Origin of the sequence: Frigoribacterium sp. CFBP 13605 (genome assembly GCF_014839405.1) — a bacterium.
Lineage (GTDB): Bacteria > Actinomycetota > Actinomycetes > Actinomycetales > Microbacteriaceae > Frigoribacterium.
On record NZ_JACYNS010000004.1, the window covers coordinates 26,171 to 50,746 of the forward strand.

The window sequence follows — 24,576 nt, forward strand, 5'->3', positions numbered from 1 at the left end:
CCCGACGGCGGTCTAGCCGTTGGGGGCGACGAGGACCTTCGCGTGCTCGGTCTCGCCGCTGTCGAGCTCGGCGAGCAGGGCCGGCAGGTCGTCGAGGCCGACCGTCCCCGTGATGAGCGGGCCGGCGTCGACAGAGCCGTCGGCGAGCGCGCGCATCGCGCCGACGAAGTCGGAGTGCGTGTAGGCGAGGCTGCCGACGACGGTCAGCTCGCGGCTCTGCCAGTCGCCGTACGACACCTCCGAGGTGGTCATCGGGTAGCCGAGCAGGGCGAGCGTGCCGCCGCGGCGGACCAGTTCCGCGCTCGGCTGGAACAGCGAGGAGGCGCCGGTGCATTCATAGAGGACGTCCGTGCCGAGTCCATCGGTCAGCTCGAGGACGCGGGCGCGGAAGGCGTCGCCGGGTGCGTGGACGTCGGTGAAGCCGAGGCGGCGCGCGGTCTCGCGCCGCGCCTCCATGGGTTCGACGATGACGACGGCTCCGGCTCCGGCGTGACGGGCGTGCTGGGCGGTGAGCAGGCCGATCGGGCCGGCGCCCTGGACCACGACGACGTCGCCGAGGCGCTGGCCGGCACGGCGCACGGCATGGAAGGTGACGGCGGTGGGTTCGACGAGGCCGAGCTGTTCGTCGGTGAGGCCGTCGAGGGCGCGTTGGACGCGGCGTTCGTGGACGGTGACGTGCTGGGCGAAGGCTCCGTGGGTGGGGGCGTCGGGCGAGATGCCGTTGGCCTCGGCGAAGGCGGTGTCGCAGTGGTCGGGGTGTCCGGCGCGGCACATGGCGCAGGTGCCGCAGGGCGGGCCGACGCTGGCGACGACGCGGTCTCCCACGGCGACGGTCGTGACCCGGCTGCCGGCGGCGATGACGGTGCCGGTCCACTCGTGGCCGAACACCGCGGCGGGGATGAGCCCGCCGGACGCCCACCCGTGGGTGTCCGTCGCGCAGACGCCCGTGTACCGGATGCGCACCACGACCTGCCACGCCCCCGGAGCCTCGAGGTCGGCCTCGGCGAAGGCGACCGAGCGCTCGGCGTCGACGGTGGCGAAACGGGTGCTACCAGGCAGGTCGGTCATGTAGACCAGTGCCGTCTTGACCCGATTACCATGGCAAGACTGCAGAATGGCAATGTATTTTCTGCTAGATCTAGTTGCATTTACTGCCCGCATCTTCGATACTCGAGAAATGATCGAGATTGGCGACAGTGTGACGTCACGGGATGGCAAATTTAGCGGACGAGTACTCGGCCGTCACGGAGGAGGGGCTTTCACATACCAGTCCCTTCCAGAGGACCTAAATATCGCGGTCTTCGCAGTTCTAAGCGACGACACCGGCGAGGTCCGGCACTTCACTCGCGCTGGCCTTCTCCTCACCGACGCCTAAAACGACGGTCGTGATTTGCCCGCTCCCATGGCTGGTCTGCGCAGCCCTGTTTGGGGTTTTGAGCCGCTGTTCGGGTCCCGTGAGCAGTGTGGCCTCTCAACTCCGCAAGGCCGGGGACAACACCTCGAAGCTGGTTCTAGCCCGGTCATACCGGAGGGTTTTTAGCGCAAACATGATGGATCGATTAACTCCGGCGGACTGCCCAATTTCTTCGCGCATTGGATGCGATGTGGGTCAGACCGCATGACGGGCTGCGTTGAGGACGCGCAGGACAAACGCTGCCGCCGTCAGACAGCACTGCCTACGCAAGAGAGTCTTTTCTAAGTCCGATTCTCCATTCATCAGGTTCCCAACAAGGGTTTAAACGGAGAATGTTCTGACTCGCGGTAAGTCAAGCAGCTGTCTCAACCATCACCTGGTGTCAGGGCCGGAGAAAACGTGAGCAATGAAACCGGGTTTCCGCACCTTGCGGACGGCACAGACGTGGCGCGTTGGGCCGATCAACGGTCAGCGCAGTCCGATTTACCGAGACTCGTGCGTCGCCTGATACGTCATGAGAACGATCAGGTCCAGCGCGTCGAAATGCGCGGCGGCGAAGGCATCGGGCTCCCTGGATACGACGGGATTGTAGAGGCCAGCCGGGCGACTTCCTTCGTCCCAGAGGGCCTGAGCGTCTGGGAAATGGGGGTAAATAACGACCCGGCGGGCAAGGCCGCGGAAGACTACAGGACAAGAACCGCGGAACCCCTAGGGGTCGACATGTCCACAACCACATTCGTTTTTGTTACGCCCCGACGATGGCGTCAGAAAAAGGCTTGGGAACAGAGACGCCGACAGGACGGCAAGTGGAAGGACGTGCGCGTCCTCGACGCAGATGACATCGAGCAGGCGCTCGATGAGGCCGCGGCGGTGCGTGTATGGCTATCCGAACTTCTCGATATGCCCGCCCTCGGGGCAGTGACCCTCGAAGACTGGTGGAGCCGATTCTCCGGGGGATTCGACCCGCGGTTAACGCCGGAGGTCGTGCTCGCGGGCCGCGCGGACGAAGCGGCTGAACTACTGCGTCGTCTCGCGAGAGACGTGGGAAAGACATTAATAAAGGCCCCTAGCGTCGATGACGGTCTTGCTTTCGCAGCCTGCGCGATGTTGGCTCAAGACTCCGACGCCGCAGAGCCGATGGTTTCACGCTCTCTCCTCGTTCACGACGGCCTAACGCTTCGCCGACTCGACAGTGCAGCCCGACTGTTGATACTTCTCCCCTATGAGGAATACCTCCAGCGCGAGGCGCAACAGATTTCGAACCATCACGTGATCTTCATTGTGACCGAGGGCAACGCAACCATTGAACTTCCTCCTCTCGACCATCTGACTCTGGAGGCCGCCTTACGGACGGCCGGAGTCGCCGACGCAGACTTGAACCGTTACGTGAGGGCGGGCAATAAGAGCCTCGTGGCCCTTCAGCGAGTGTCAGCCAAGTCAGAGCAACCGGGGCCCGATGAGTGGGCTCAAGACCTTCGAGACCGCCGGGTACGCCGGGCGTGGCTGGCCGGCGCGTGGAGCCAACTACGCAGCGGAGATCTGGAAGTCCTTGAAGCGCTCACTGGGGCTTCGTCAGAAGATGTGGAAGAGCACCTCCAGACTGCGGCCGACCGGCCCGATCCGCTCTTCACGCGGGTTGGCGCCACCTGGGCTGTGATTGCATCCGATGACTCTTGGCGCACAGCACGTCACGCAATACGCGAGGCAGATCTGAACGCACTGGAGCGCGCCGTGCAGACGGTGCTGGCCGCGGTGGACCCACGGCTCGAACTGCCCCCTGACCAACGGTGGACCGCTGCGCTCCATGGCAAGGCACGCGTTCATTCGTCAGATCTTCGGAAGGGATTGGCCCGAACTATCGCCTTGCTGGGTAGCTACGGTGACGAGGTGCGACTCGCTGGCGGTCGGTCAGCGCGAGAGTGGGCAGAAAGGGTGGTCTGGAGTCTGCTTCAACGAGCGAACGACGACCCTTCCGCTCGTCTTTGGGCGTCACTTGAGGACGTCCTGCCGTTGCTCGCCGAGGCCGCACCGGATGTCTTCCTACGTTCTACCGCCGAAGTAATCAGCGGCCCTGACGCCCTGTTAGCAAAGCTATTTCAGGATGAAAGCGACGCCTGGCAAGTCAGGAGCCCTCACGCCGGCCTTCTCTGGGCTTTGGAGGGCGTTGCGTGGTCCACCCGTCACGTAGGATTTGCAGCAGAGATTCTCGCCCGGCTCGCAGAACTGGACCCAGGCGGCAGGTTGTCAAATCGACCCGCCAATAGCCTTCAAGGGATCTTTCGACCTTGGCTACCGCAAACGTCAGCCTCGTCGGAAGCGAGGATGCTGACGCTAGACGCGCTGCTGGATCGCCATCAAGGAGTGACGTGGCGACTCCTGCTCTCGCTTCTGCCAGAGCATCACGCCGTAGGCATGCCGACGCATCGCCCTCGCTTCCGCGATTGGGCTGGCGAGGGCGATCGAGCTGTCACATACGGGGAGTTATTCGAGGTGGTCGAAGCGGTTGCCGAACGCGTCCTCAAGATCGCGGCGGCTGACCCGACCTGCTGGACCGAAGTCATCCCCGCTTTTGATCGGTTGCCCGACGCAAGCCGTGGTGTGGCGATAGCGGATCTTGACGGGCTCGGCACCGGGAATTTGCAGCAGAAAGATGTCTTGGCCATCTGGAACGCTCTTCAGGATCTCATTCGCCGACATCGCCAATTTCCAGATGCAGAGTGGTCACTAGATGAACACTGGCTTGTGGCACTCGACACCATTGCCAACCGTCTGCAACCAGCTCACGCGAGCGAGCAACACCGATGGCTTTTTGACGACTGGCACCCAGTGTTCGGGCCAACACTTCATGATGATTTCGCAGCACGCGAACGCGACATTGACCTGGCACGACAACGCGCGGTAGCGCGAATCGTGGCCGATGAGGGCTTCCCAAGCGTCATTGCGCTCGCTCAAGGCGTCAAACTTCCCTGGACGGTGGGTTCCGCGCTTTCGGGATCTGACGGGCCGTTTGAGACGGAAGCACTGTCCCTGCTGGACAGCAAGGACACGTCGCTCGTGCAGTTTGCCGACGGCTTCGCGCGTGTCCGCGGCCGCCGGGAAGCATCGAAGGTTCGCCCGTGGGTTAGACAATTTCGGGGAAGACCAATTGCTCAGGCAAGGCTGCTTTTGACCATTGACGACGTTCAGGAGGCCTGGGCCATACTGGCGGACCTGCCCCAAGAGACTGACGAAGCATATTGGGCCGAGTTCATGCCGTATGGGCGCGGCTCTGATTTCCCCTACGCCGATGAAGTAGCCCGGCAACTCCTGCGACACGGGCGGGCAGCAATGGCGGTCGACACCCTCAGTCTCTACGCCAGACGGGACGCCATCACTGTGGAGGTCGTAGTTGATGCCTTAGACGAATTCGGCAATGACAACGATCCAGAGCTCGGCCGAGTCTCCGAGCATGACCTCACGACGCTGCTTGACTACTTACGTTCGAATGACGTCGATGAGTTGGTATTGGCGCGACTTGAGTGGAAGTTCCTACCAGCGCTCCACGATGAATCCCGAGCCGACTCTCTTCAGCGCCTGGTGGCACGGGACCCTGCTTCCTTCGTTCATCTCGTTGAATACGCGTTCTCGTCGTCAGACCAGAATTCAGGGGGGGGCGCCCAAGTAGTCTCCTCAGATCTAGCAAAAAACGCCTTTCGCTTCTTACGGGAATGGCACAGGGTGCCAGGAACAGATGACAACGGCGTTGTAATCAAGGAGAAGCTAGAAGCATGGCTCCTCAGCACCCGCGTTCTGCTCCAAGAAACGGGTCACCTCGAAGTCGGTGAGTTGCAGATCGGCGAGGTATTTGCGCATTCGCCGAGCGAAAAAGACGGGACGTTCCCTGCGCGCGCCGTTAGGGACGTCTTGGAGGCTGCGCTCGATGATCGGTTCGAACAAGGCTTCATTGTCGGCCTGCACAATAAACGCGGCGTAACGTCCCGCGGCATGGCCGAGGGCGGCAAGCAAGAATATGCCTTGGCGCAGCAGTACGACAACTGGTCGAGGCAACTCGAGATCACTCATCCAAGGACAGCCGGGGCCCTCCGATCAGTCGCGGACTCCTACCGCGCCGAGGGACGTCGTAACGATGAAGAAGCGCAAAGGTTTCTCGAAGGAATGGACTTCTAGGTCACTATCAGTCAGATTCCCCGATGCCTCAACGTTGATTTGCTCATGGTCGTATTGCCACGTGATTTTCGGCCCAGAACTGCGGCATCGAGTGCCTAAGGCTAAGCGCCGTCTTCCGTTGGTCCATTAACATGTAGCTTTGACCGTCGAGCCGGCAGCGCAATGGCATGAGCCTCTACGTCAGGGCCGCCATAAGGGCTATACGAGAAACGCCGGCGTGGCCGCCCCGAGAGTGGGCCCGTACAGGTCCGACCATGCGGCTAGGGCACACTGCGAGCCCACATTTATTCCGGTAGGACTGTCACGTTCGCCCTGGAAGGGGTCTCGTTTGAGATCGACCTCAGCGACGCCCACGTCGACGAGCTGACCGAGGCCTTGGCGCCACACGTAGCTGCTGGTCGCAAGGTCGGCGGGCGAAAGAGCGCGGCCCTCACGCCTGCTGCGAAGTCAGACCCGGCCGAGCTGCAGGAGATCCGCGACTGGGCCGGAAAGAACGGGCACACCGTTTCGAGCCGTGGCCGGATCTCCGCATCGGTGCGCGACGCGTACAACGCCGCGCAGTAAGAGGCGCTTGCGAACTACGCGGTAGGGACGACGCTGGTCTATCCCCACCACGGTGCCGTCGCAATCACGGGCCTAACGACCCGGAACATCAAGGGCACCGCGACGAAGTACATGACCCTCCGGGTTCACAGCAGTGACCTCATCATCAAGGCGGCGATCGATATGGCCGCAGACCTCGGAGTCCGCGACGTCATCGACCAAGCCGGCGTCGAGAAGGTCTACTCTCTCCTTCAAGCTGGCGAAGTCGAAGAAGCCAGCAACTGGTCGCGCCGGTTCAAGACAACCAATCCAAAATGATCATCGGAGACGTCTACAAGGTCGCCGAAGTGGTCCGCAATGTCTGGCGACGAGAACAAGACAAAGGCATCCGCAGGCGAAAAGAGCATGCTTTCTCGAGCCCGGCAGATTCTTGTCTCAGAACTCGCCCTTGCCCAGAACACCACGACCGACGAAGCCGATACCAAACTCCTCGAGGCCCTGAGAACGTCGACTCTTTAGGAGCAGTCCCCTCTATAGGCGGCTGGCCCATGAACTGGGACAGGGCGAACAAGAACATAGAAATCTTGGCCGTCGGACTCGAGGCAGGCCACGTTGGCCACCACACTTTCCGCCGTAGTCGAATTTGGCTCGGGGCAGTTGTCGTCATGGCAAGTCCCTGCTGGACCGCGCGCCTGGTCGCGCGTCGGCTTATTCGGTGCAACGGCTGTCGCAGACGACTATGTCGCGCGGGCCCGGCTCTTCGCCGGGGCCGCGAGGCGGCCGGGACTCGGGGCGGAATGACCGCACGGCACGGCACGTCACGTCACGTCACGCCGGGCCGCGACCGCCCATCGGCCCGGAGGCCCGGGTTGGGCCCGCATCGCGCATCCGGCCTACGGATGACCACAAGCTCCGCGTAAACCTATTGATCTGCTTGACTGTCGTCGCCACAAGGTTGTGGCACCGCGGCGGGGGACGCCGCTTCCGGCGATGACGAGGGGGAACGACGATGAGCGTCGTGTACACGACCGAAACGATGGCGAACCGGGCGCTTGCAGCAGAAATCCGGCACGATTCGGTGCCATTCACCGCGCTCCTGGAGGAGACGCTCGACCTGCGCCACGGTGGCCTCGGCGAATTCGTGTCGGTGAGATGCGAAGGCCTCGGGGACATCGACCTCCTCCTGACGTTTGCCGTCGGAAACCGTTTGGCGATCGTGGGGCTCGAGTCCAAATTTGACCACGAGCTGACCGCAGAGCAGGTCGACAAGGAGCTGCGGGCGCTCGAGGAACACGGCGGGGGCCATCTAGTTGTGGTGCTCCCGGAGGTAACCGATGCCCCGGAGTTCCCTGACCTGCATGTCCTGGCGTGGGCGGACGTCCTAGGCTCATTCCGGGACTCGCGCATCACACAAGCCGACATCGACGCCATGCCGCTGACGAAGCGACGTGTCGAACGGATGTTGACGGACGTCGACCTCGGGCGTCACCTCGATGATCCTGGATGGCAGGTCTACGTGCGACGGAACGGCAATGGGAACCCGTCGATCGAGTTCCACTCGCCGGATCTGCCATCCGGACGGAACATTCGTGGTCAGATCCAGGTCTCCGGACGGGGCATGCCTGCCGATGCCGACGACCTGCGTCTCGAATACAGCGTCGGGATCGAAATCCGGACCGCCACGGAGCACGGGGATTTCCCCGACGACGGCGGAGCCACAGCGCCAGTCTGGGCAAGGCATCTCGCGACCCTTCGGCGGACGGTGCTAACGGACGACCGCCTCGTGGAGCTAACCGTTAGCACCCACCCCGCGCCGCGCCGTTCCACGGATGCCCGTAATAAGGCGCCGAACGCGCCACGGGACAACAAAATGGTGGTTGCGCAACAACACCTCGACGACGAGCGTTGGCTCGTTAAGGGCTACACCGACGGGGCCGGCTGGGCACTCGGCGTGAAGTCGACGCCGCACCGTCTCGACGAGCTCGAGACCCTCTGCGTGACGACGGCGCGCATCCTAAACGAATGGCTGGCGGTCGAGCAGCGCCCCCGCTGAACTCGTTCACCGCTCTGCCTCAACGTCTCGATAGCCAATCCTGTGTCGGTACAAGTCGTCACACGCTGGCGAAACCACGAGCCAGCAGGCCAGGCGACCACTTGACGCGAACCAGAGACGGGAAAAAGCGTGGATCAGAAGATCAAGATTCCGGCAGGTGCTATGGGCTATGTGTTCCGTACAGATGCCCTCGAAGAGGGTTGGTCCTACATCGGTCAGGGCACGCGGCTGGACCGCAATTGTCTTCAAGGGTATTTGGGCAGTGGCGACCTTATTCGCCCGGTCCTCGAGGAGAGGGGGCCCGCAGGACTCCAGAAGACCGTGCTAGCTACGGCCACGAACCAGCTCGAGCTGCACTACCTCGAGATGCTCCACATCGCTCGGGTCCGTAGAGATGGTGCCCAACTTCTAAACGGTGATTTCGGCGGACCGCGGCCGTTCAACGCGATCCAGCTCGCTTTGTGGAACACCGCCCCGGCGATTTTGCGCGCCGCGGCCGATCCGGATCGCTTTTACCAAGCACTCCTCAAGGACCGCGACGAGGTCGAGCAGGCAATTTAGGACGCCGGAAGCATCCCCGATGACGAGTTTTATTTGGGGATGGAGCGACACCTACTCGCGACGCAAGACCTATCCCACGCATGCCCCAGCTGCGGATCAGTGGCAGGTGAGGTCTGCCGAACAAACGCAAAGTCGCTCACCGAGTTGCACAGACCTGCCCGCAACCACTCGAAGGGGCCGCGACGAGAAGCCGGAACTCAAGACCCGAGGTCGGTAGGAATGAGGTCGGTCCGCGTGTGGATTAGACACCGAGACGGTGGCTCGGACGCGAGATGACCCAACAGCTCGAGGACGTCACTTGCACCCAAGCAAGGAGTCAATCTCACTTAAACCCTCTAGCATCTCCAACATGGGGGTAAACGAAGAAGATGACGCACTGACCGAGGAGGGGGTCTATGCCGCATTGCAAGGCCTGCTTAAGAAAGGGCTCGTTCTTATAGTGGGTTCAGGGGCCTCCTCTGCGTATGGACTTCCGGGAATGGCGCAACTTGCGAACCACGTCCTCGAGAAACTGCCGGAAGAACATGGTGATTTCCCCCGGAAGGACCAGGCTGACGAATGGGACGCCATCGCTGATCGTCTTCGTGAAGGAGACGGCCTCGAGACGGCTCTCGAAGCTGGACTGACCTCAAAGCGCCTTGGTGAGCAAATCGCTCAGCTCGTAGGGAATTACATTGCAGAATCTGAGAGGGAAGCCCTGTCTCAGATCTTGCACGCAGAGCAGCCGTCCCAGTTCGGGCTATTTCTCGCGCACATGCTTCGAATCACCGACCAATTTGATGTTGTCACCACTAACTACGACCGGCTGATCGAAGTGCATGCTGCTCGCGCCCTTGTAACCATCGACACTATGTTCTTTGGCCACACTGTGGGCCGCTTGGACGCGCAGAGAAGCCAGGACGAGCTTTGGCAGATACACACACCAGCTGGCGACAAAAGACGAAAACCGCAGGCTAGGCGCAGACCGCATGTCAGCCTGTCAAAACCACACGGGAGCCTCAACTGGTACCTGAGCGGGGAAATTCTGTACCGATCGGATATCATTGTCGAGGGGAATCGCCGAATAATTGCTCCCGGCGGAGACAAATTCCGCCTTGGCTACGACCGGCCTTTTGACGTCCAGCGAGAGCGAGCAAATCGTGCCATTGAGGCTGCCTCCGGCATTTTATTCGTCGGATACGGGTTCAACGACAGTCACCTTGAGACTTACTTTTCCAAGGAGCCTGGGCGGACACCATCTGCAGTCATCAGCAAAGGACTGACGTCTAATGCTCGCGAGTACTTGCGGCAAGACTCTTCGACGATTGGCATCGAGGAAGACAGTCAGACCGGCGGTTGCATCATTTGGTGTGGAAACCAGCAACTAAAACTTGATAAGCCACTTTGGGATTTCAACGTACTCACAAAGGAAGTGTTTGCCATATGAGCCCTGAATGGACCCTCAACTTTGACACTGCTGGCGCCCTTGGCCGCACCTATCGAGTTGACACCAGCAGTGTCTGGGCGGAGGCGTTGGACCATGACCGGCTGACGAGGATTGGCGTAGGAAGCCTCGTCGCTTTCCAAGGGGTAACAGCCTCAGAGTTTCTGGTGGGAATCCTCGATCGCGTGACTCGCGACTTGCACGACGACGACGAAAGCGCACTCGACGGTGATGACGGTTTCGTACCTCTGGAGTCTCGTCAACGAGACTTGCTGCGAGTCGTCCTCCTCGGCACCTACCGCACGGTGGATGGAACAAAGCGAAACACATTCAAACGAGGCGCAGACAGCTATCCTCTGGTGGAATCGTTCTGCTGGGTCATCGACGGTCAGAACCTGCAGGCTCTAATGGGGTTACTAAGTCAAGGCCTTGATACCGAGAAACGTCTTGAACTTGGCTCCTTCGTCGCGGACCCCACAGCGAGAGCCGTCGCCGATGGCGACAGGCTTTTTCAACGCCATGCAGCACTGCTGGGTAGCACTGGCTCAGGAAAGAGCTGGTCTGTAGCTCTAATTCTCGAGCGAGCTAGTGCCCTTACGCATCCCAATCTGATCGTCCTCGATATGCACGGCGAGTACACACCCCTTACCGAAGGCTCAGAACCCATCGCCCGAGGCTTCAAGATCGCAGGGCCAAGCCATAATGACGGCAAAGAAGGGGCGCTTTATCTACCCTGGTGGATCCTTAATCAAGATGAAATGCAAGCGCTTCTTCTGGATCGGTCAGAGGCGAATGCCCCAAATCAAGCCTCTCGACTGATGCATCATGTACGCGAGCTCAAGCAGGAATCCCTCATTGAGTCCGGGCGTACCGAGGTTGCCGAGCGATTCACGGTTGACAGTCCGATTCCATTCCCACTGGACGAATTGATCCGTCGCCTTGAGGAGGACGACGAGGAAATGGTCGATGGGGCCAAACCGAAGAGCGTAAAAGGACCATTTAATGGAAAACTGACTCGTTTCGTAACACGGCTGAAGGCACGCGTAGAAGACCGCCGATTCGGTTTCATGTTTGGACCACCCGCCGAAGCCTCCGACTACGAGTGGTTGCATTTGCTCGCAAAGGACTTGCTTGGAACAAAGCGGGGAATTAAGGTAATTGACTTCAGCGAAGTTCCAAGTGACGTCCTCCCTATCGTTGTCGGCGTCCTCGCGCGGCTCTTGTACGAAATCCACTTCTGGGGCACCGAGGAACATCGGACGCCGGTTACTATCGTTTGCGACGAAGCGCATCTCTATCTGCCATCGAACGTGGCCGACGTCGCCGAGCAGCGTGCGTTGGACTCCTTTGAGCGGATCGCAAAGGAAGGCAGAAAGTATGGGGTGTCTCTGCTGGTCGTCAGCCAAAGGCCAGCAGACGTCAGCCGTACTGTCCTTTCCCAGTGCAACAATTTCATCGTCCTACGACTTACTAATGATCAAGACCAGGCAGTTATTCGGCGCCTTATGCCTGACAGCATGGACGGCATAACAGCCGCGTTGCCACTGCTCGACGTCGGCGAGGCCCTTCTCCTCGGAGACGCACTCGTACTCCCGACTCGCATCCGACTCGACCAACCAAAGGTCAAACCGACGAGCGCAACAAGAAACTTCTGGACAGATTGGAATGAACTGCCGGCAGAGGACGAGCACATTGTCTCCGCGGTCGAGGCTCTGCGGCGCCAGTCGCGGCCTTCTTGACTATGCGTAGGGGGTAAGGCTGCCTTGGCCCGCGGCTCACACTGCGTCCCCTCTCAATGACTCGTGGGCCGCTTGCTGGATCGCCCGGTAGACCGGCGAACGGGCGACGCCGAAGAACTCCGCGACTTCGCTTGTGGTGTGGGCGCCGGTGCGGTGCAGCTGCACGACGTGCTTCTCGTGTGACGGGGTGGGCTTCGGTTTGCGGCCGCGGAGCTTGCCTGCGGCCTTGGCGATCGCCATGCCCTCGCGGGTGCCGGTGCGGGTGCGGATGCGGATGCGGATGAGATCAGCCTCAAACTGGGCGACCATGGCGAGGACATTGAACAGGAGCCGGCCGACGGTCGGTGGGGTCGTAGTCCGCTCCCCCGAGGTTTAGTGCGAACCTCTTCTCCGCAGCTCGTCCGCGATGTCGGTCGCACAGAGTGTCCCGATGAACGGCCGTTGATTGGACACAGCAGATTGAACATTCTGCCCACTTGACTACAGATCAGGTCGTCGCGTTTCGTCAGAAGCGACGATCTAGGAAGCAGTTCGGCAAACTAGTTCGCAGACGACACAGAACCTAGCTGGGCATGTCCACGAACCGCGAGAACATGCCGTGGAACGCCACGGTGATGGTGTCGGTGGGGCCGTTGCGGTGCTTGGCGACGATGAAGTCGGCCTCGCCCTGACGGGGGTTGTCTTTCTCGTAGGCGGACTCGCGGTGCAGCAGGATGACCATGTCGGCGTCCTGCTCGAGCGAACCGGACTCTCGCAGGTCGCTGATCGCGGGCTTCTTGTCGGCACGCTGCTCGGGACCACGGTTCAGCTGCGACAGCGCGATCACCGGCACCTGCAGCTCTTTCGCCATCAACTTCAGGGCACGCGAGAACTCCGACACCTCTTGCTGACGGCTCTCGACCCGCTTGCCCGACGTCATCAGCTGCAGGTAGTCGATCACCACGAGCTTGAGGTTGTGCTGCTGCTTCAGGCGACGGCACTTCGCCCGGATCTCGACCAGCGTCATGTTGGGCGAGTCGTCGATGAAGAGCGGCGCGTCGTTGATCCGGCCGCGCACCTGTGCGATGTTCGTCCAGTCCCGCGCGTCGACCGTTCCTTTGCGCATGTTCTGCAGCGGCACGCTCGACTCGGCCGACATGAGACGCATCGCGATCTCGCTGCGCCCCATCTCGAGTGAGAAGAACACCGACGCCTGCCCGTGCTTGATCGACGCCGCCCGCGCCAGGTCGAGCGCCAACGTCGACTTACCCAGCGCCGGTCGCGCCGCCACGATGATCAGCTGACCCGGGTGGAATCCGTTCGTCAGCGCGTCGAGCTGCGCGAACCCCGTCGGCACGCCCGTCATCTGACCGTCGCGACCCTTGGCCGCCTCGATCTCGTCGATCGCGACCGTCACCGCCTCGTTCAGCGGCACGTAGTCCTCGGTCTGGACGCCACCGGCCACGTTGTAGACCTCGGCCTGCGCGTTGTTGACCAGGTCGACGACCTCGCCCTCGCTCGCGTACCCCATCTGCACGATGCGCGTGCCGGCCTCGACCAGACGGCGCAGCACCGCCTTCTCGGCGACGATCGACGCGTAGTACCCCGCGTTCGCCGCAGTGGGCACGACGCCGGTGAGGGTGTGGAGGTACTCCGCTCCCCCGGCACGCGACAGGTCGGCGGACTTCATCAGCTCGTCGCTGACCGTGATGACGTCGGTGGGCTCGCCGTGCGAGTACAGCCCCAGGATCGCGTCGTAGATGACCTCGTGCTTGGGCACGTAGAAGTCCATGCCGCGGACCGTCTCGATGACGTCGGCCACGGCGTCCTTGCTGAGCAGCATGCCGCCGAGCGCGCTCTGCTCGGCGAGCAGGTCGTGCGGCGGGACGCGGTCCATGTTGACGGGGCCACCACGGTCGCGATCGCGGGCGTTCGACGAATCGGGAGCGAGACCGAGATGGGCGATCGACATGGGTCCTCCAGCGAGAAATCGGGTGGGTGCGGGGCAGCACCGAAGACGCTTGGGGCAGTTCTACGACAGACCCCCGACATCCCCCTGCCGAACCGCCGTGACCCACCCCTGACGAGCGCGGGTACACCTTATGGACACCGAGTTCTCCACAGCAAATGCACCTGTGGATAACTCTGGGGAGAACAGGTGAGCAACGCCGGACAACCCTGGGGAGAACTGTGGATCACGCTGTGGACAACGAGATACTTCAGTTCGATTACTTGCTTTTGACCAGGGCTTTCTCGATTCCACAGTCGTGTGGAGAAAATTGTCTAAACCGGGGGTTGAGACATCCGATTTGACTTCTGCCTGTGCACAAGGGATTTGACTTTAGGCCCATTCGACCGATAGCGACGCAGCCTGCGTTCAGCTTCCCGTAACCCCCGAAGGGGGGCCTGCGAAGAGCCTGGTCAGGACGGTATCGGGGACCGGCACCGCGCCTCCTGGGCTCGATCACGGCCGGTGAGAGGGCGGCCGGGAGGTCGCACCACGCGCGGGTAGGCCCGCAAGCCGAAGAACCCCGTTTCCGAAGAAGAACCACCCGGAATCGGGGTTCGTCTTCGGAAACGGGGTTCGAGGGGGAGCAGGTGCCTCAGAAGGGGACGCCGCAGCGCAGCACGACGTTGGCGTACGGGGTCGCCTCGCCCGTCCGGACGAGGAGGCGCGCCCCACCCGACAGCCGCTTGAGCTCGTCGTGCGAGACGTAGGCGACGTCGTCGAAGCGGGACGTGATCTGCGCACCCGCGGGGGAGTCGTGGCTCTCGTCCGCGGCCGTGCAGGCCTCGAACACCACGTCGGCGGTGAGGGCGTCCAGCACGTCGGCGAAGGCCGGCAGGCCGTGGACGACGGCGAGGTCGACCACGGGGACTCCGGCAGGCAGGGGGAGTCCGCAGTCGGCGACGACCACGAGGTCGCCGTGGCCGAGTCCGCTCACCGCGTGGTTCAGCTGGGCGTTGAGCAGGCCACCGCGCTTCACGAGGTCACTCCGTCCGCTGAGTCGGCATGCGCCGACCCCTCCGTCGGGGCGGCAGCCGCCGCAGGCAGCTCGTCATCCAGCGTCGGGTACGACGCCTGCGTGCCGACGCCCGTCACCGAGAACGCCCCGACGCGCACGGCGTCCCGAGCGGCCTCGAGCAACGACGCACCAGCGGCCAGTCCGGCGGCGAGGGCGCCGACGAAGGCGTCCCCGGCGCCGGAGGAGTCGACGGCCGCGACGCGAGGCGAGGCCACCAGCACGGTGCCCGACGCGTCGGAGACGATCGCGCCGGCGGCACCGCGGGTCATGACGACCGAGGTGACTCCCTGGGCGCGCAGGGAGGCGACGACCGACTCGTCGTCGACCCGCGCCTCCTCGTCCGACGCCGAGGCAGAACCAGAACCAGAACCAGAACCAGAACCAGCCCACGCGGCCAGCAGGAGCCGACCCTCGTGCTCGTTGACGACCAACGGATCCGCGACCTTCACCACGTCCGCCGGCACGTCGATCACAGGGGCGAGGTTGAACACCACGCGTCCTCCGGCGTGCTGCACGGCGGCGGCGATGCCGTCCACGGGGATCTCTCCCTGGAGGACGACCACCGCGGCCTCGGCCAGCGCGCCCGCGTGCCCGCCGACGAACGACGCCGAGACGGCACCGTTCGCCCCGGGGACGACGACGATCGTGTTCTCGCTGTCGCCTCCGACGCTGACGATCGCCAGGCCGGTGGGCCCGGGGACGGTGTCGACGCCGCTGACGTCGACACCGCTCGAGCGGAGGTGGGGCAGGGCGTCGTCGGCCCGTCCGTCGTCGCCGACCGCACCGATCATCACGGTGCGGGCGCCGCGCCGTGCGGCGGCGACGGCCTGGTTCGCGCCCTTGCCACCGGGGGAGAGGGTCATCGACGAGCCGATCAGCGTCTCACCGGGCAGGGGCAGACGGTCGACGGTCACGACCTGGTCGACGTTGATCGACCCGACCACGACGACCGTGCCGGCCGAACCGGCCGGAACCGGACCGTCCGCGCCGACCGCACCCGCGCCTCCCGCAGTGCCGACGACGCCTGGACCGCTCACATCAGGACCACTCATTCGGTGAAGTCACCCACGTTCTCCTTCGTGACGGTGATGACCTCGACGGCCTGGTCCGAGGGGCCCTCGTCGCCGCTGCCACCGTTGACGGCCTTGACGGCCTGGTCGACCGCGAGGGCGCCGAGCTCGGCGGGCTGCTGCGCGATCGTGCTCGAGAGCGTACCGGCCTCGATGGCCTTGAGGCCGTCCTCGGTGCCGTCGAACGCTGCCACCTGGACGTCGGTGCCGGCGCGCGAGCCGAGCGCCTGGATCGCTCCGAGGCCCATCTCGTCGTTCTCGGCGAAGACGCCCACGGCGTTCGGGTGCGCCTGCAGCAGGTTGGTGGTCACGTCGAGCGCGGTGGCGCGGTCGAAGTTCGCGGTCTGCTGCGCGACGACGGTGATGTCGGGGTAGGCCGAGATGCCCTTGGTGAAGCCCTCACCGCGGTCGCGGCTGGCCGAGGTCCCCGCGACGCCCTGGAGCACGATGACCTCGCCCTTCTCGCCGATCGCCTCGGCGAGAGCCTTGGCGGCCTGCTCGCCACCGGCGACGTTGTCGCTCGCGACGAACGAGGCGACGTCGGCACCGTTGACCGCGCGGTCGACGGCGACGATGGGCACGTCGGCCTCGTTGAGCGCCTTGGCGGCGGGGCCTGCGGCGTCGCTGTCGACGGCGTTCAGGATGACGGCGTCGGCGGTCGAGGCCGCGGTCGCCAGCTGGTTGGCCTGGGTGGCCGAGTCGTTCTGGGCGTCGACGATCTCGAGGTCGACGTTCTGCTTCTTCGCCTCGGCGGTGGCGCCGTCGCGCAGCTCGACGAAGAACGGGTTGTTCAGGGTGCTGAGCGACAGGACCACCGTGGGACGGTCCGCCTCTCCGGCGGGGGTGCGGTTGCAGCCGGCGGTGCCGGTCGCGACCAGGGCGGCGATCGCCGTGACGGTGGCGGCCTTGCGGAACGAGGTCAACTTCATCGTGTGTCCTTCGGGTTGGGTTGGGTGGAGGGATTCAGCTGCTGCGCGTCTTGCGCCGCAGCACGTCGACGCCCACGGCGAGGGCGATGACGAGGCCGATGACGACCTGCTGCCAGAACGACGTGACGTTCAGCAGGTTGAGGCCGTTGCGGATGACGACGAGCACGAGGGCGCCGATGATGGTGCCCGAGATGCGGCCGACGCCGCCGGCCAGGCTCGCGCCGCCGATGACGACCGCGGCGATGGCGTCGAGCTCGTAGCCCGAGGCCGCCTGCGGCTGGGCCGAGTCGAGGCGTCCGGCGAGCAGCAGTCCGGCGAGGGCCGCGAACAGCCCGGCCAGGCCGAAGACGGTGACGACGATGCGCTTGACCGGCAGGCCCGAGAGGCGCGCGGCCTCGGCGTTGCCGCCGACGGCGTACATCGAGCGGCCGATGACGGTGCGGTTGAGGATGAACGACGCGACGATCGCGGCCAACACGAGCACGATGATCGGCACGGGCACCGGGCCGATGTTGCCCCCGAGGAACGACACGGCCGGGGGAGTCGCGATCGGGCGACCGTCCGACACGACGAGGGTCAGGCCTCGCGCCACGCTGAGCATGGCGAGCGTCGCGATGAACGACGGCAGCTTGCCGTACGCGCTGGCGAACCCGTTGACCAGGCCGGCCACGAGGCCGGTGCCGAGCCCGAGGGCGAGCGCCAGGCCGCCGGGTAGCCCCGCCGTGGCGAAGAACCAGCCCGAGACCATCGCCGACAGCGCGGCGACCGAGCCGACCGAGAGGTCGATGCCGCCCGCGACGATGACGAAGGTCATGCCGAACGCCAGCACGGCGACGGTCGACACCTGGATGCCGATGTTCAGCAGGTTGCGCCCGGTCAGGAAGTCCGGCGTCGCGATGAAGAGGGCCAGGCACAGCACGACGAGCCCGACGAGGGCTCCGTTGGCGGCCAGGAAGGTCTTGATGTCGAAGGAGCGTCGCTGCGCCTTCACGGTGGTGGTGGTCATGGGTGTCGTCCTCGGGTCCGTGCTTCTCGGGTCAGTTCGTCGGGGGGACGTCGCGTGCCGCGAGCGTCATCAGCGTGTCCTGGGTGGCGTCGGCCGCGGCGACCTCGCCGGCGACGACTCCGTCGCGCATCACGAGGATGCGATCGCTCATGCCCATCACCTCGGGCAGTTCGCTGCTGACCATCACGACCGCGCCTCCTGCGTCGGTGATGCGGTTCACCAGCTCGTAGATCTCGACCTTCGCGCCGACGTCGACGCCGCGGGTCGGCTCGTCGAGCAGCAGCACCGTCGAGCCGGCGATGATCCAGCGACCGAACACGGCCTTCTGCTGGTTGCCGCCCGACAGCGAGCCGATCTCTTGATCGATGTCGCGCATGCGGATCCGCAGGGTCGAGGCGACCTCGTCGGCCTTCGCACGCTGACCGGCGAAGTCGACCAGGCCGCCCTTCGCGCTGCTGGCGAGCGTCGCGTAGCCGAGGTTGTCGTTGACGGAGGCGCCCAGCACGAGCCCCTGCGCCTTCCTGTCCTCGGGAACGTGGCCGACGCCCGCGGCGATGGCCCCGGCGACGTCGCCCTTCTTCAATCGCTTGCCGCGCACGGTCACGCTGCCCGAGTCGTACTTGTCGACCCCGGCGATCGCGCGGACGACCTCGGTGCGACCGGCGCCGACGAGCCCGGCGATGCCGAGCACCTCGCCTGCCCGCACGTCGAACGAGACGTCGCGGAAGACCGACCCGGTCAGTCCCCGCACCTCGAGCACGACGGGGGAGTCGCCCTCGCTGCCCGGCGTGCGCGGGTACTGGTGCTCGATGTCGCGGCCGACCATCAGGCGGACGAGTTCGTCCTCGCCGGTCGACGCGGGCACCTCGGCGACGAACGCGCCGTCGCGCAGCACGGCCACGGTGTCGCCGATCTCGGCGATCTCGTCGAGGTGGTGGCTGATGAAGAGCATGCCGACGCCGCGGGCGCGCAGCTGCTCGACGACGCGGAAGAGGATCTCGGTCTCGTGCCGGGTCAGCGCCGCGGTCGGCTCGTCGAGGATCAGGATGCGCGCGTCGATGCTCAGCGCCTTCGCGATCTCGACCAGCTGCTGACGGGCGATGCCGAGCTCGCCGACCTTCTGGTCGACGTCGACGTCGAGCCCGATCAGGTCGAGGGCCGCACGGGCGCGCTTCTTGAGCTCCTTGCGGTCGACCAGGCCGAACCTCGTCGGGAACCGCCCCATCATCACGTTCTCGGCGACGCTGAGCGACGCGACGAGGTTGAGCTCTTGGTGGATCGTCGCGATGCCGAGCTTCTCGGCGGCGTGCGTGTTCGGCAGGTGGACGGCCTCGCCGTCGACCAGCACGCGGCCGGCGTCGGGCTGGTACACGCCCGACATCATCTTGATCAGGGTGGACTTGCCGGCGCCGTTCTCACCGAGCAGCACCTGCACCCGGCCGGGCCGGACGTGCACGGTGACGTCGTCGATGACCCGCACGGGGCCGAACGACTTGCTGACGTTCTCGAGCGTGAGCAGGGGGCGATCGTCGTCGATCGAATGGGGCATGGGTCAGTTCCTGCCGAGGGGTCGGGGTGGGGTGGGGTCGGTCGGGTCTGTGGGGTCCGTCGGGGACGAGGAGGCGCGGGTCGTCGACTCGCGGACGATCAGTTCGCTGGGCAGCACGACCGAGTCGGGCGTGCGCCCGTCGATGACCTCGTGCAGCAGGTGGACGGCGATGCGGCCCATCTCCTCGACGCTGTGCGCGATGACGGTGAGGGCCGGGTCGAGCAGCGAGAACCACTCGATGTCGTCGAACGCGACGACCGAGACGTCGGTGCCCATGCGCATGCCGAGCCGGTTGAGCATGGCGATGGCGCCGACGGCCATGAGGCTGTCGGCCGCGAGCAGGGCGGTCGGCGGCTCGTCGAGCTCGAACAGGGCGTGCACGGCGGCCGAGCCACTGGCGGACTGGAAGTCGCCGACGTAGACCAGGTCGGGGTCGGTGCTGAGGCCGAGTTCGGCGGCCGCTGCGGTCCAGGCCTCGAGTCGCTCGCGCCCGGTGGAGACGCTCTGCGGGCCCGCGACGTACCCGACGCGCTCGTGACCGAGGTCGACGAGGTGCTGCACGGCGGCCCGGATGCCGGGGACGCTGTCGGTCGTCACGCTCGGCACGTCGACGCCGGGGATCGTGCGGTCGACGAACACCGTCGGCACCTCACGGGCGAGCAGCGAGTCGATGCTGGCGGAGTCGGTGCCCTGCGGGGCGACGATGACGCCGTCGACGCGGCGCGAGATGAGGGTGTCGAGGTAGCGGTCCTGCTGCTCGCGGTTCTCGTTGGCGTTGCCGAGGAGGGTGACGTAGCCGAGCTCGAGCAGCGACTGCTCGATGGTGTGGGCGAGGTCGGCGAAGAACGGGTTGCGGACGTCGGACACGAGCAGGCCGACCGTGTCGGAGCGGGTCGAGCGCAGCGCACGGGCCTGGGCGTTCGGCCGGAAGTCGAGCTCGCGCACGGCCCGTTCGACCTGGGCCCGGGACTCGGCGGAGGTGGCCGGGTTGCCCGACAGCACGCGCGAGGCCGTCGCCGCCGAGACGCCGGCGCGCTGCGCCACGTCCCTGATCGTCACGGTGTTCATCGGGCTCTACCTCGTCGTAGTGGTGTGGGTCGCAGGGTGTGCGCCCGGCGTGGAATCGATTCCATGGAACCGATTCCACGACAGTAGACGAGCCGCACCCTCCTGTCAACGCGAGCCCACGCCGACCTGTGATGCCTGCCGCTGCACCTGGTTTCGAACCGAACACCCGGTTGCAACCGGGTGCATCGTTCGAAACCGGGTGCATCGCGACACAGCCCCCCCCGAGGAGGCGCGGTGCCCGACCCAGCCGCCCCGCGCCTCCTCGTCCCCTCGCGTCCCAGTCGCCCCGCGCCTCCTCGCCCCCGCTCGTCCGGCCCGGCCCACCCCCTCCCGGCGAGCCCATGAACCCCGTTTCCGACGATGAACCACGGTGCACCGGGGTTCATCGTCGGAAACGGGGTTCATGGCGCCCCCCCGGCCGAAGCCCGCACCCCCGAGCACGCAGAAGAGCGGCGGCCCCCCAAGGGGGACCGCCGCTCTCGCGTACAGCAGGCGCCGAGGCGCCGGGGTGCTACTTGGCCGAGACGACCGTCAGCGTGATCGTCGCGATGACGTCCTCGCGCAGGCGGAGGGTGGCTTCGTGCTCACCCGTCACCTTGATGGTCGTGGGGATCTCGACCTTGCGCTTGTCGATCGTCGCGACGCCCTGGGCGGTGACCGCGTCGGCGACGTCGGCCGGGCGGACCGAGCCGAACAGACGGCCGTCGGCACCGGTCTTCACCGTGAGACGGATCTTCTGGGCCTCGAGGCGCTGCTTGAGGTCGTGGGCCTCTTCGATCGTCTTGAGCTCGCGGGTCTCGCGGGCCGTGCGGATCTGAGCGACCTGCTTCTCGCCACCGCGGCTCCACGCGACGGCGAAGCCCTGGGGCACCAGGTAGTTGCGGGCGTAGCCGTTCTTGACGTCGACGACGTCACCGGCGGAACCGAGGCCGGAGACCTCGTGGGTCAGGATTACCTTCGACATGGTGGTCCTTCCGATCAGCGGCCGGAGCCGGCGTAGGGGAGGAGCGCCATCTCACGGGCGTTCTTCACGGCACGGGCGATGAGGCGCTGCTCCTGGACGGAGACGCCGGTGATGCGGCGGGCGCGGATCTTTCCACGCTCCGAGATGAACTTGCGCAGGGTCGCGACGTCTTTGTAGTCGATGACACCGACGCGGATCGACTTCGCGGGCGCGGCGTTCTTGCCGCCCTTACCGCGGAGGGGCTTGCGGCGGTCGCCGCTGCTCTTTCCAGCCATTGGTTTCTACTTTCGATGAATGAAGAAGTACTAAAAGGGGAACGGCGAGGCCTAGAAGGGCGTCTCGTCGTTGTAGGTGCCGTTGCCACCGGGGGTGTTCCACACGTCGCCGCCAGAGGTGTTGCCACCCTGCTGGCCGCCGGCGGGCTGACCCCACGGCTCTTGCGCCTGACCGCCGCCGACCTGAGCCGGCTGGCCACCACGGTTGCCACCGCCGTTGCCGCCCCCGAAGGAGCCGCCACCGGCAGCGCCGTCGCGGGAGGACGCGGCGCGCGTCACCTGAGCGGTCGCGTAACGCAGCGAGGGGCCGATCTCGTCGATCTCGAGCTCCATGCTGGTACGCTTCTCGCCCTCTTTGGTCTCGTACGAGCGCTGCTTGAGTCGGCCCTGAGCGATGACCCGGCTGCCCTTGGTGAGGCTGCTGGCCACGTGCTCGCCGAACTCGCGCCACACGCTGGCACGGAGGAAGAGCGCCTCGCCGTCCTTCCACTCGTTCGACGCGCGGTCGAACGTGCGGGGGGTCGACGCGATGGTGAAGTTCGCGACCGCGAGCCCGTTCTGCGTGTACCGCAGCTCGGGGTCACTGGTGAGGTTCCCCACCACTGTGATGACGGTCTCGCCAGCCATCGGACTACTCGGCAGCCTTCTCGGCGGCGGGAGCAGCCGGGGCGGCAGCGGCGTTGGCGGCCTTGCGGGCGGCCTTCTCGTCGCTGACCTTCTTGGCGGCGGCGACCATGGCGATCGCCTCTTCGGCACGCAGGACCTTGGTGCGCAGCACGGCCTCGGAGAGACCCAGCTGGCGGTCGAGCTCGACCGTGGCGGCCGAGTTCGAGGTCAGGTTGACGACGGCGTAGATGCCCTCGGTCTTCTTGTTGATCTCGTAGGCCAGGCGACGACGTCCCCAGATGTCCACGTTGTCGATCGTTCCGCCATCGTTGCGGATGACGTTGAGGAACTTGTCCAAGCTCGGGGCGACGGTGCGCTCATCGATCTCGGGGTCCAGGATGACCATCAGTTCGTACTGGTGCATGACTAACCCACCTCCTTCGGACTTAACGGTCACAGACGGTCTGTGACAGGAGGGTGTTCATGACGTGGCGCCGCCGTGAGGCAGACGCAACCTTCCCAGCGTAGCCGAGCGCGCCTCCTGAATCAATGCCGGGGCGGCGGTCGCCGGCCCCCGAGAGCCGAGGAGGCGCGGGTCGACACCCGAATGGCTGGTTACGCCCCAGCGCTCTCGCGTGCGTTCCACCAGGCCAGCAGGCGCTCGGTGGCGACCTCGGCCCCCAGCGGCCCCTCTTCGGTCCGCAGCTCGAGGAGGAAGCGGTAGGCCTCGCCGACCTCGCGGCTCGGGCCGATGCCGAGCACGCGTTGGATGTCGTCGCCGTCGAGGTCGGGCCGCAGCGAGTCGATCTCTTCACGCTCCCGCAGCTCGGCGATCCGCGCCTCGAGGTCGTCGTAGGCGAAGCCGAGCCGGTCGGCCTTGCGGCGGTTGCGCGTGGTCACGTCGGCGCGGGTGAGCATGTGCAACCGCTCGAGCTGGTCACCGGCGTCGCGGACGTACCGGCGCACGGCCGAGTCGGTCCAGGCGCCCTCGGTGTAGCCGAAGAAGCGGAGGTGCAGCTCGATCAGCCGGGACACGGCGCCGATGGTGTCGTTGTCGAAGCGCAGCGTCTTCAACCGCTTCTTGGCGAGCTTGGCGCCGACGACGTCGTGGTGGTGGAAGGTGACGACGCCGCCCGGCTCGAGGCGCCGCGTGGCGGGCTTGCCGCAGTCGTGCAGCAGGGCCGCCAGGCGCAGCGTGAGGTCGGGTGCCTCGCCCGGGTGCCGCTCGCGTTCGTAGCCGATGGCCTGGTCGAGCACGGTGAGGCTGTGCTCGTACACGTCCTTGTGGTGGTGGTGCTCGTCGACCTCGAGGCGCATGGCCGCGAGCTCGGGCATGACATGGTCGGCGAGCCCGGTGTCGACCAACAGCCGGACACCGTCTCGGGGGGTTTCGGTCTTGAGCAGCTTCGACAGCTCGTCGGCGACCCGCTCGACCGAGACGATCGAGAGGGTCTCGGCCCGGGCGGTCATCGCCTCGCGCACCTCGTCCGACACCGTGAAGCCGAGCTGCGCCGTGAACCGGGCGGCCCGCATCATGCGCAGGGGGTCGTCGCGGAACGAGTCGACCGCGGTGCCCGGGGTGGCGAGCCGCGCCTCCAGCAGGTCGTCGACACCGCCGGACGGGTCGACGAGCACGCGCTGGGGCAGACGCAACGCCATCGAATTCACCGTGAAGTCGCGACGGACCAGGTCGCCCTCGAGCGTGTCGCCGAACTCGACGACGGGCTTGCGGGTCTCGCCGTCGTAGACGTCGCTGCGGTACGTGGTGATCTCGACGGTCTCGCCGTCGACGCGGGCGGCGATCGTGCCGAACGCGCGGCCGACGTCCCAGTGCGCCTCGGCGAGGGGGACGACGATCGCCAGGATCTCGTCGGGGTCGGCGTCGGTCGTGAAGTCGAGGTCGTTGACCGGGCGGCCGATGAAGGCGTCGCGCACCGGACCGCCGACGAGGGCGAGCTCGTGACCGGCCGCGGCGAACGCGGCGGCGAGCTTCTCGATGCGGGGGGTGGCGGCCAGATCGTCCAGTCGCTGCAGGGCCCGTGCGACGCTGTCCATGACGAAACAGCTTGCCACAGCCGAGGAGGCGCGGGCTGAGTCCCCGACGGCGCCTCGCGACCCCGTCGTCCCCCTCGCAGGCGCTTCGCCGCTGCTTCTTGGTCGGCGTTGCCTAGACTCGGCATGCTCGAACGGCCCCTGTCGCCGTC

Annotated in this window: 20 protein-coding genes and 2 pseudogenes; 8 read left to right on the forward strand and 14 right to left on the reverse strand. The window is 65.4% G+C overall.

All coding sequences use genetic code 11. The annotated features are described in order from the left end of the window. Window positions 1-12: 12 nt before the first annotated feature. Window positions 13-1,068 (reverse strand): zinc-dependent alcohol dehydrogenase, encoded by a 1,056-nt coding sequence (locus IFT36_RS02480; protein WP_200412343.1) that lies wholly within the window; start codon window positions 1,066-1,068, stop codon window positions 13-15. Window positions 1,069-2,134: 1,066 nt separating this feature from the next. Here IFT36_RS02480 and IFT36_RS02485 point away from each other — a divergent pair. The 8 genes and pseudogenes from IFT36_RS02485 to IFT36_RS02515 all read left to right on the forward strand — a co-directional run bounded on the left by IFT36_RS02485 (window position 2,135) and on the right by IFT36_RS02515 (window position 11,900). After that, window positions 2,135-5,581 carry a hypothetical protein gene (locus IFT36_RS02485; RefSeq protein ID WP_200412344.1) on the forward strand — a complete coding sequence of 1,149 codons (3,447 nt, stop codon included), beginning with the start codon at window positions 2,135-2,137 and terminating at the stop codon, window positions 5,579-5,581. A gap of 282 nt (window positions 5,582-5,863) precedes the next feature. Next, the gene (locus tag IFT36_RS02490) at window positions 5,864-6,145 is read left to right on the forward strand and encodes a histone-like nucleoid-structuring protein Lsr2 (RefSeq protein WP_307785007.1); all 282 of its coding nucleotides are present in this window, start codon (window positions 5,864-5,866) and stop codon (window positions 6,143-6,145) included. 30 nt (window positions 6,146-6,175) lie between these two features. Beyond that, window positions 6,176-6,442, forward strand: a pseudogene (locus IFT36_RS17060) (CarD family transcriptional regulator); the annotation flags it as partial. Then, window positions 6,439-6,643 (forward strand): annotated as a pseudogene (locus tag IFT36_RS17065) (hypothetical protein). The pseudogenes IFT36_RS17060 and IFT36_RS17065, both read left to right, overlap by 4 nt. 499 nt (window positions 6,644-7,142) lie before the next feature. Further along, window positions 7,143-8,177: a hypothetical protein gene (locus tag IFT36_RS02500; protein ID WP_200412345.1), complete on the forward strand. Its 1,035-nt coding sequence runs from the start codon at window positions 7,143-7,145 to the stop codon at window positions 8,175-8,177. A 129-nt stretch (window positions 8,178-8,306) separates the two neighbouring features. After that, window positions 8,307-8,738 carry a GIY-YIG nuclease family protein gene (locus IFT36_RS02505; RefSeq protein ID WP_200412346.1) on the forward strand — a complete coding sequence of 144 codons (432 nt, stop codon included), beginning with the start codon at window positions 8,307-8,309 and terminating at the stop codon, window positions 8,736-8,738. Between the two features lie 349 nt (window positions 8,739-9,087). After that, window positions 9,088-10,164, forward strand: coding sequence for an SIR2 family protein (locus tag IFT36_RS02510; RefSeq protein WP_200412347.1), 1,077 nt, complete (start codon window positions 9,088-9,090; stop codon window positions 10,162-10,164). Continuing rightward, a complete protein-coding gene (locus IFT36_RS02515; protein WP_200412348.1) occupies window positions 10,161-11,900 on the forward strand; it encodes an ATP-binding protein in 1,740 nt (579 codons plus the stop codon). Before IFT36_RS02510 ends, IFT36_RS02515 begins: the two co-directional genes overlap by 4 nt. Before the next feature lie 36 nt (window positions 11,901-11,936). On the opposite strand, the gene IFT36_RS02520 is transcribed toward IFT36_RS02515, so the two are convergent. From IFT36_RS02520 to IFT36_RS02580, 13 genes are all read right to left on the reverse strand, one after another. Next, window positions 11,937-12,209, reverse strand: coding sequence for a helix-turn-helix domain-containing protein (locus tag IFT36_RS02520; RefSeq protein ID WP_200412349.1), 273 nt, complete (start codon window positions 12,207-12,209; stop codon window positions 11,937-11,939). A 253-nt stretch (window positions 12,210-12,462) separates the two neighbouring features. Next, window positions 12,463-13,851: a replicative DNA helicase gene (dnaB, locus tag IFT36_RS02525; RefSeq protein ID WP_200412350.1), complete on the reverse strand. Its 1,389-nt coding sequence runs from the start codon at window positions 13,849-13,851 to the stop codon at window positions 12,463-12,465. 631 nt (window positions 13,852-14,482) lie between these two features. After that, entirely contained in the window at window positions 14,483-14,866 is a 384-nt protein-coding gene (gene rbsD / locus IFT36_RS02530; protein WP_056044255.1) for a D-ribose pyranase, read from the reverse strand. Next, window positions 14,863-15,942 carry a ribokinase gene (locus IFT36_RS02535; protein WP_374058367.1) on the reverse strand — a complete coding sequence of 360 codons (1,080 nt, stop codon included), beginning with the start codon at window positions 15,940-15,942 and terminating at the stop codon, window positions 14,863-14,865. The genes rbsD and IFT36_RS02535 overlap by 4 nt, the downstream gene beginning before the upstream one ends. Before the next feature lie 11 nt (window positions 15,943-15,953). After that, window positions 15,954-16,904, reverse strand: a complete 951-nt coding sequence (locus IFT36_RS02540; RefSeq protein ID WP_043595335.1) for a substrate-binding domain-containing protein — start codon at window positions 16,902-16,904, stop codon at window positions 15,954-15,956. Between the two features lie 34 nt (window positions 16,905-16,938). Further along, entirely contained in the window at window positions 16,939-17,910 is a 972-nt protein-coding gene (locus tag IFT36_RS02545) for an ABC transporter permease (RefSeq protein WP_043595333.1), read from the reverse strand. A gap of 31 nt (window positions 17,911-17,941) precedes the next feature. Further along, entirely contained in the window at window positions 17,942-19,459 is a 1,518-nt protein-coding gene (locus IFT36_RS02550) for a sugar ABC transporter ATP-binding protein (protein WP_123571094.1), read from the reverse strand. A gap of 3 nt (window positions 19,460-19,462) precedes the next feature. Further along, the gene (locus tag IFT36_RS02555; RefSeq protein WP_192125165.1) at window positions 19,463-20,527 is read right to left on the reverse strand and encodes a LacI family DNA-binding transcriptional regulator; all 1,065 of its coding nucleotides are present in this window, start codon (window positions 20,525-20,527) and stop codon (window positions 19,463-19,465) included. Window positions 20,528-21,038: 511 nt separating this feature from the next. Further along, complete coding sequence (gene rplI / locus IFT36_RS02560; protein ID WP_043595329.1) at window positions 21,039-21,491, reverse strand: 50S ribosomal protein L9; 453 nt, start codon at window positions 21,489-21,491, stop codon at window positions 21,039-21,041. A 14-nt stretch (window positions 21,492-21,505) separates the two neighbouring features. Continuing rightward, window positions 21,506-21,766 carry a 30S ribosomal protein S18 gene (rpsR, locus tag IFT36_RS02565; RefSeq protein ID WP_043595327.1) on the reverse strand — a complete coding sequence of 87 codons (261 nt, stop codon included), beginning with the start codon at window positions 21,764-21,766 and terminating at the stop codon, window positions 21,506-21,508. 51 nt (window positions 21,767-21,817) lie between these two features. After that, entirely contained in the window at window positions 21,818-22,393 is a 576-nt protein-coding gene (locus IFT36_RS02570; protein ID WP_043595325.1) for a single-stranded DNA-binding protein, read from the reverse strand. A gap of 4 nt (window positions 22,394-22,397) precedes the next feature. Then, window positions 22,398-22,796 (reverse strand): 30S ribosomal protein S6, encoded by a 399-nt coding sequence (gene rpsF, locus IFT36_RS02575; RefSeq protein ID WP_054145729.1) that lies wholly within the window; start codon window positions 22,794-22,796, stop codon window positions 22,398-22,400. Window positions 22,797-22,987: 191 nt separating this feature from the next. Then, entirely contained in the window at window positions 22,988-24,427 is a 1,440-nt protein-coding gene (locus IFT36_RS02580; protein ID WP_200412352.1) for a CCA tRNA nucleotidyltransferase, read from the reverse strand. Between the last annotated feature and the right edge of the window lie 149 nt (window positions 24,428-24,576).

Coding starts and splice junctions, on each gene's coding strand:
- IFT36_RS02570 (WP_043595325.1), bottom strand. CDS start 22,393: ATGGCTGGCGAGACCGTCATCACAGTGGTGGGGAACCTCACCAGTGAC.
- IFT36_RS02540 (WP_043595335.1), bottom strand. CDS start 16,904: ATGAAGTTGACCTCGTTCCGCAAGGCCGCCACCGTCACGGCGATCGCC.
- IFT36_RS02510 (WP_200412347.1), top strand. CDS start 9,088: ATGGGGGTAAACGAAGAAGATGACGCACTGACCGAGGAGGGGGTCTAT.
- IFT36_RS02555 (WP_192125165.1), bottom strand. CDS start 20,527: ATGAACACCGTGACGATCAGGGACGTGGCGCAGCGCGCCGGCGTCTCG.
- IFT36_RS02480 (WP_200412343.1), bottom strand. CDS start 1,068: ATGACCGACCTGCCTGGTAGCACCCGTTTCGCCACCGTCGACGCCGAG.
- IFT36_RS02520 (WP_200412349.1), bottom strand. CDS start 12,209: ATGGTCGCCCAGTTTGAGGCTGATCTCATCCGCATCCGCATCCGCACC.
- rpsR (WP_043595327.1), bottom strand. CDS start 21,766: ATGGCTGGAAAGAGCAGCGGCGACCGCCGCAAGCCCCTCCGCGGTAAG.
- IFT36_RS02580 (WP_200412352.1), bottom strand. CDS start 24,427: ATGGACAGCGTCGCACGGGCCCTGCAGCGACTGGACGATCTGGCCGCC.
- dnaB (WP_200412350.1), bottom strand. CDS start 13,851: ATGTCGATCGCCCATCTCGGTCTCGCTCCCGATTCGTCGAACGCCCGC.
- IFT36_RS02550 (WP_123571094.1), bottom strand. CDS start 19,459: ATGCCCCATTCGATCGACGACGATCGCCCCCTGCTCACGCTCGAGAAC.
- IFT36_RS02485 (WP_200412344.1), top strand. CDS start 2,135: ATGTCCACAACCACATTCGTTTTTGTTACGCCCCGACGATGGCGTCAG.
- IFT36_RS02515 (WP_200412348.1), top strand. CDS start 10,161: ATGAGCCCTGAATGGACCCTCAACTTTGACACTGCTGGCGCCCTTGGC.
- rplI (WP_043595329.1), bottom strand. CDS start 21,491: ATGTCGAAGGTAATCCTGACCCACGAGGTCTCCGGCCTCGGTTCCGCC.
- IFT36_RS02545 (WP_043595333.1), bottom strand. CDS start 17,910: ATGACCACCACCACCGTGAAGGCGCAGCGACGCTCCTTCGACATCAAG.
- rpsF (WP_054145729.1), bottom strand. CDS start 22,796: ATGCACCAGTACGAACTGATGGTCATCCTGGACCCCGAGATCGATGAG.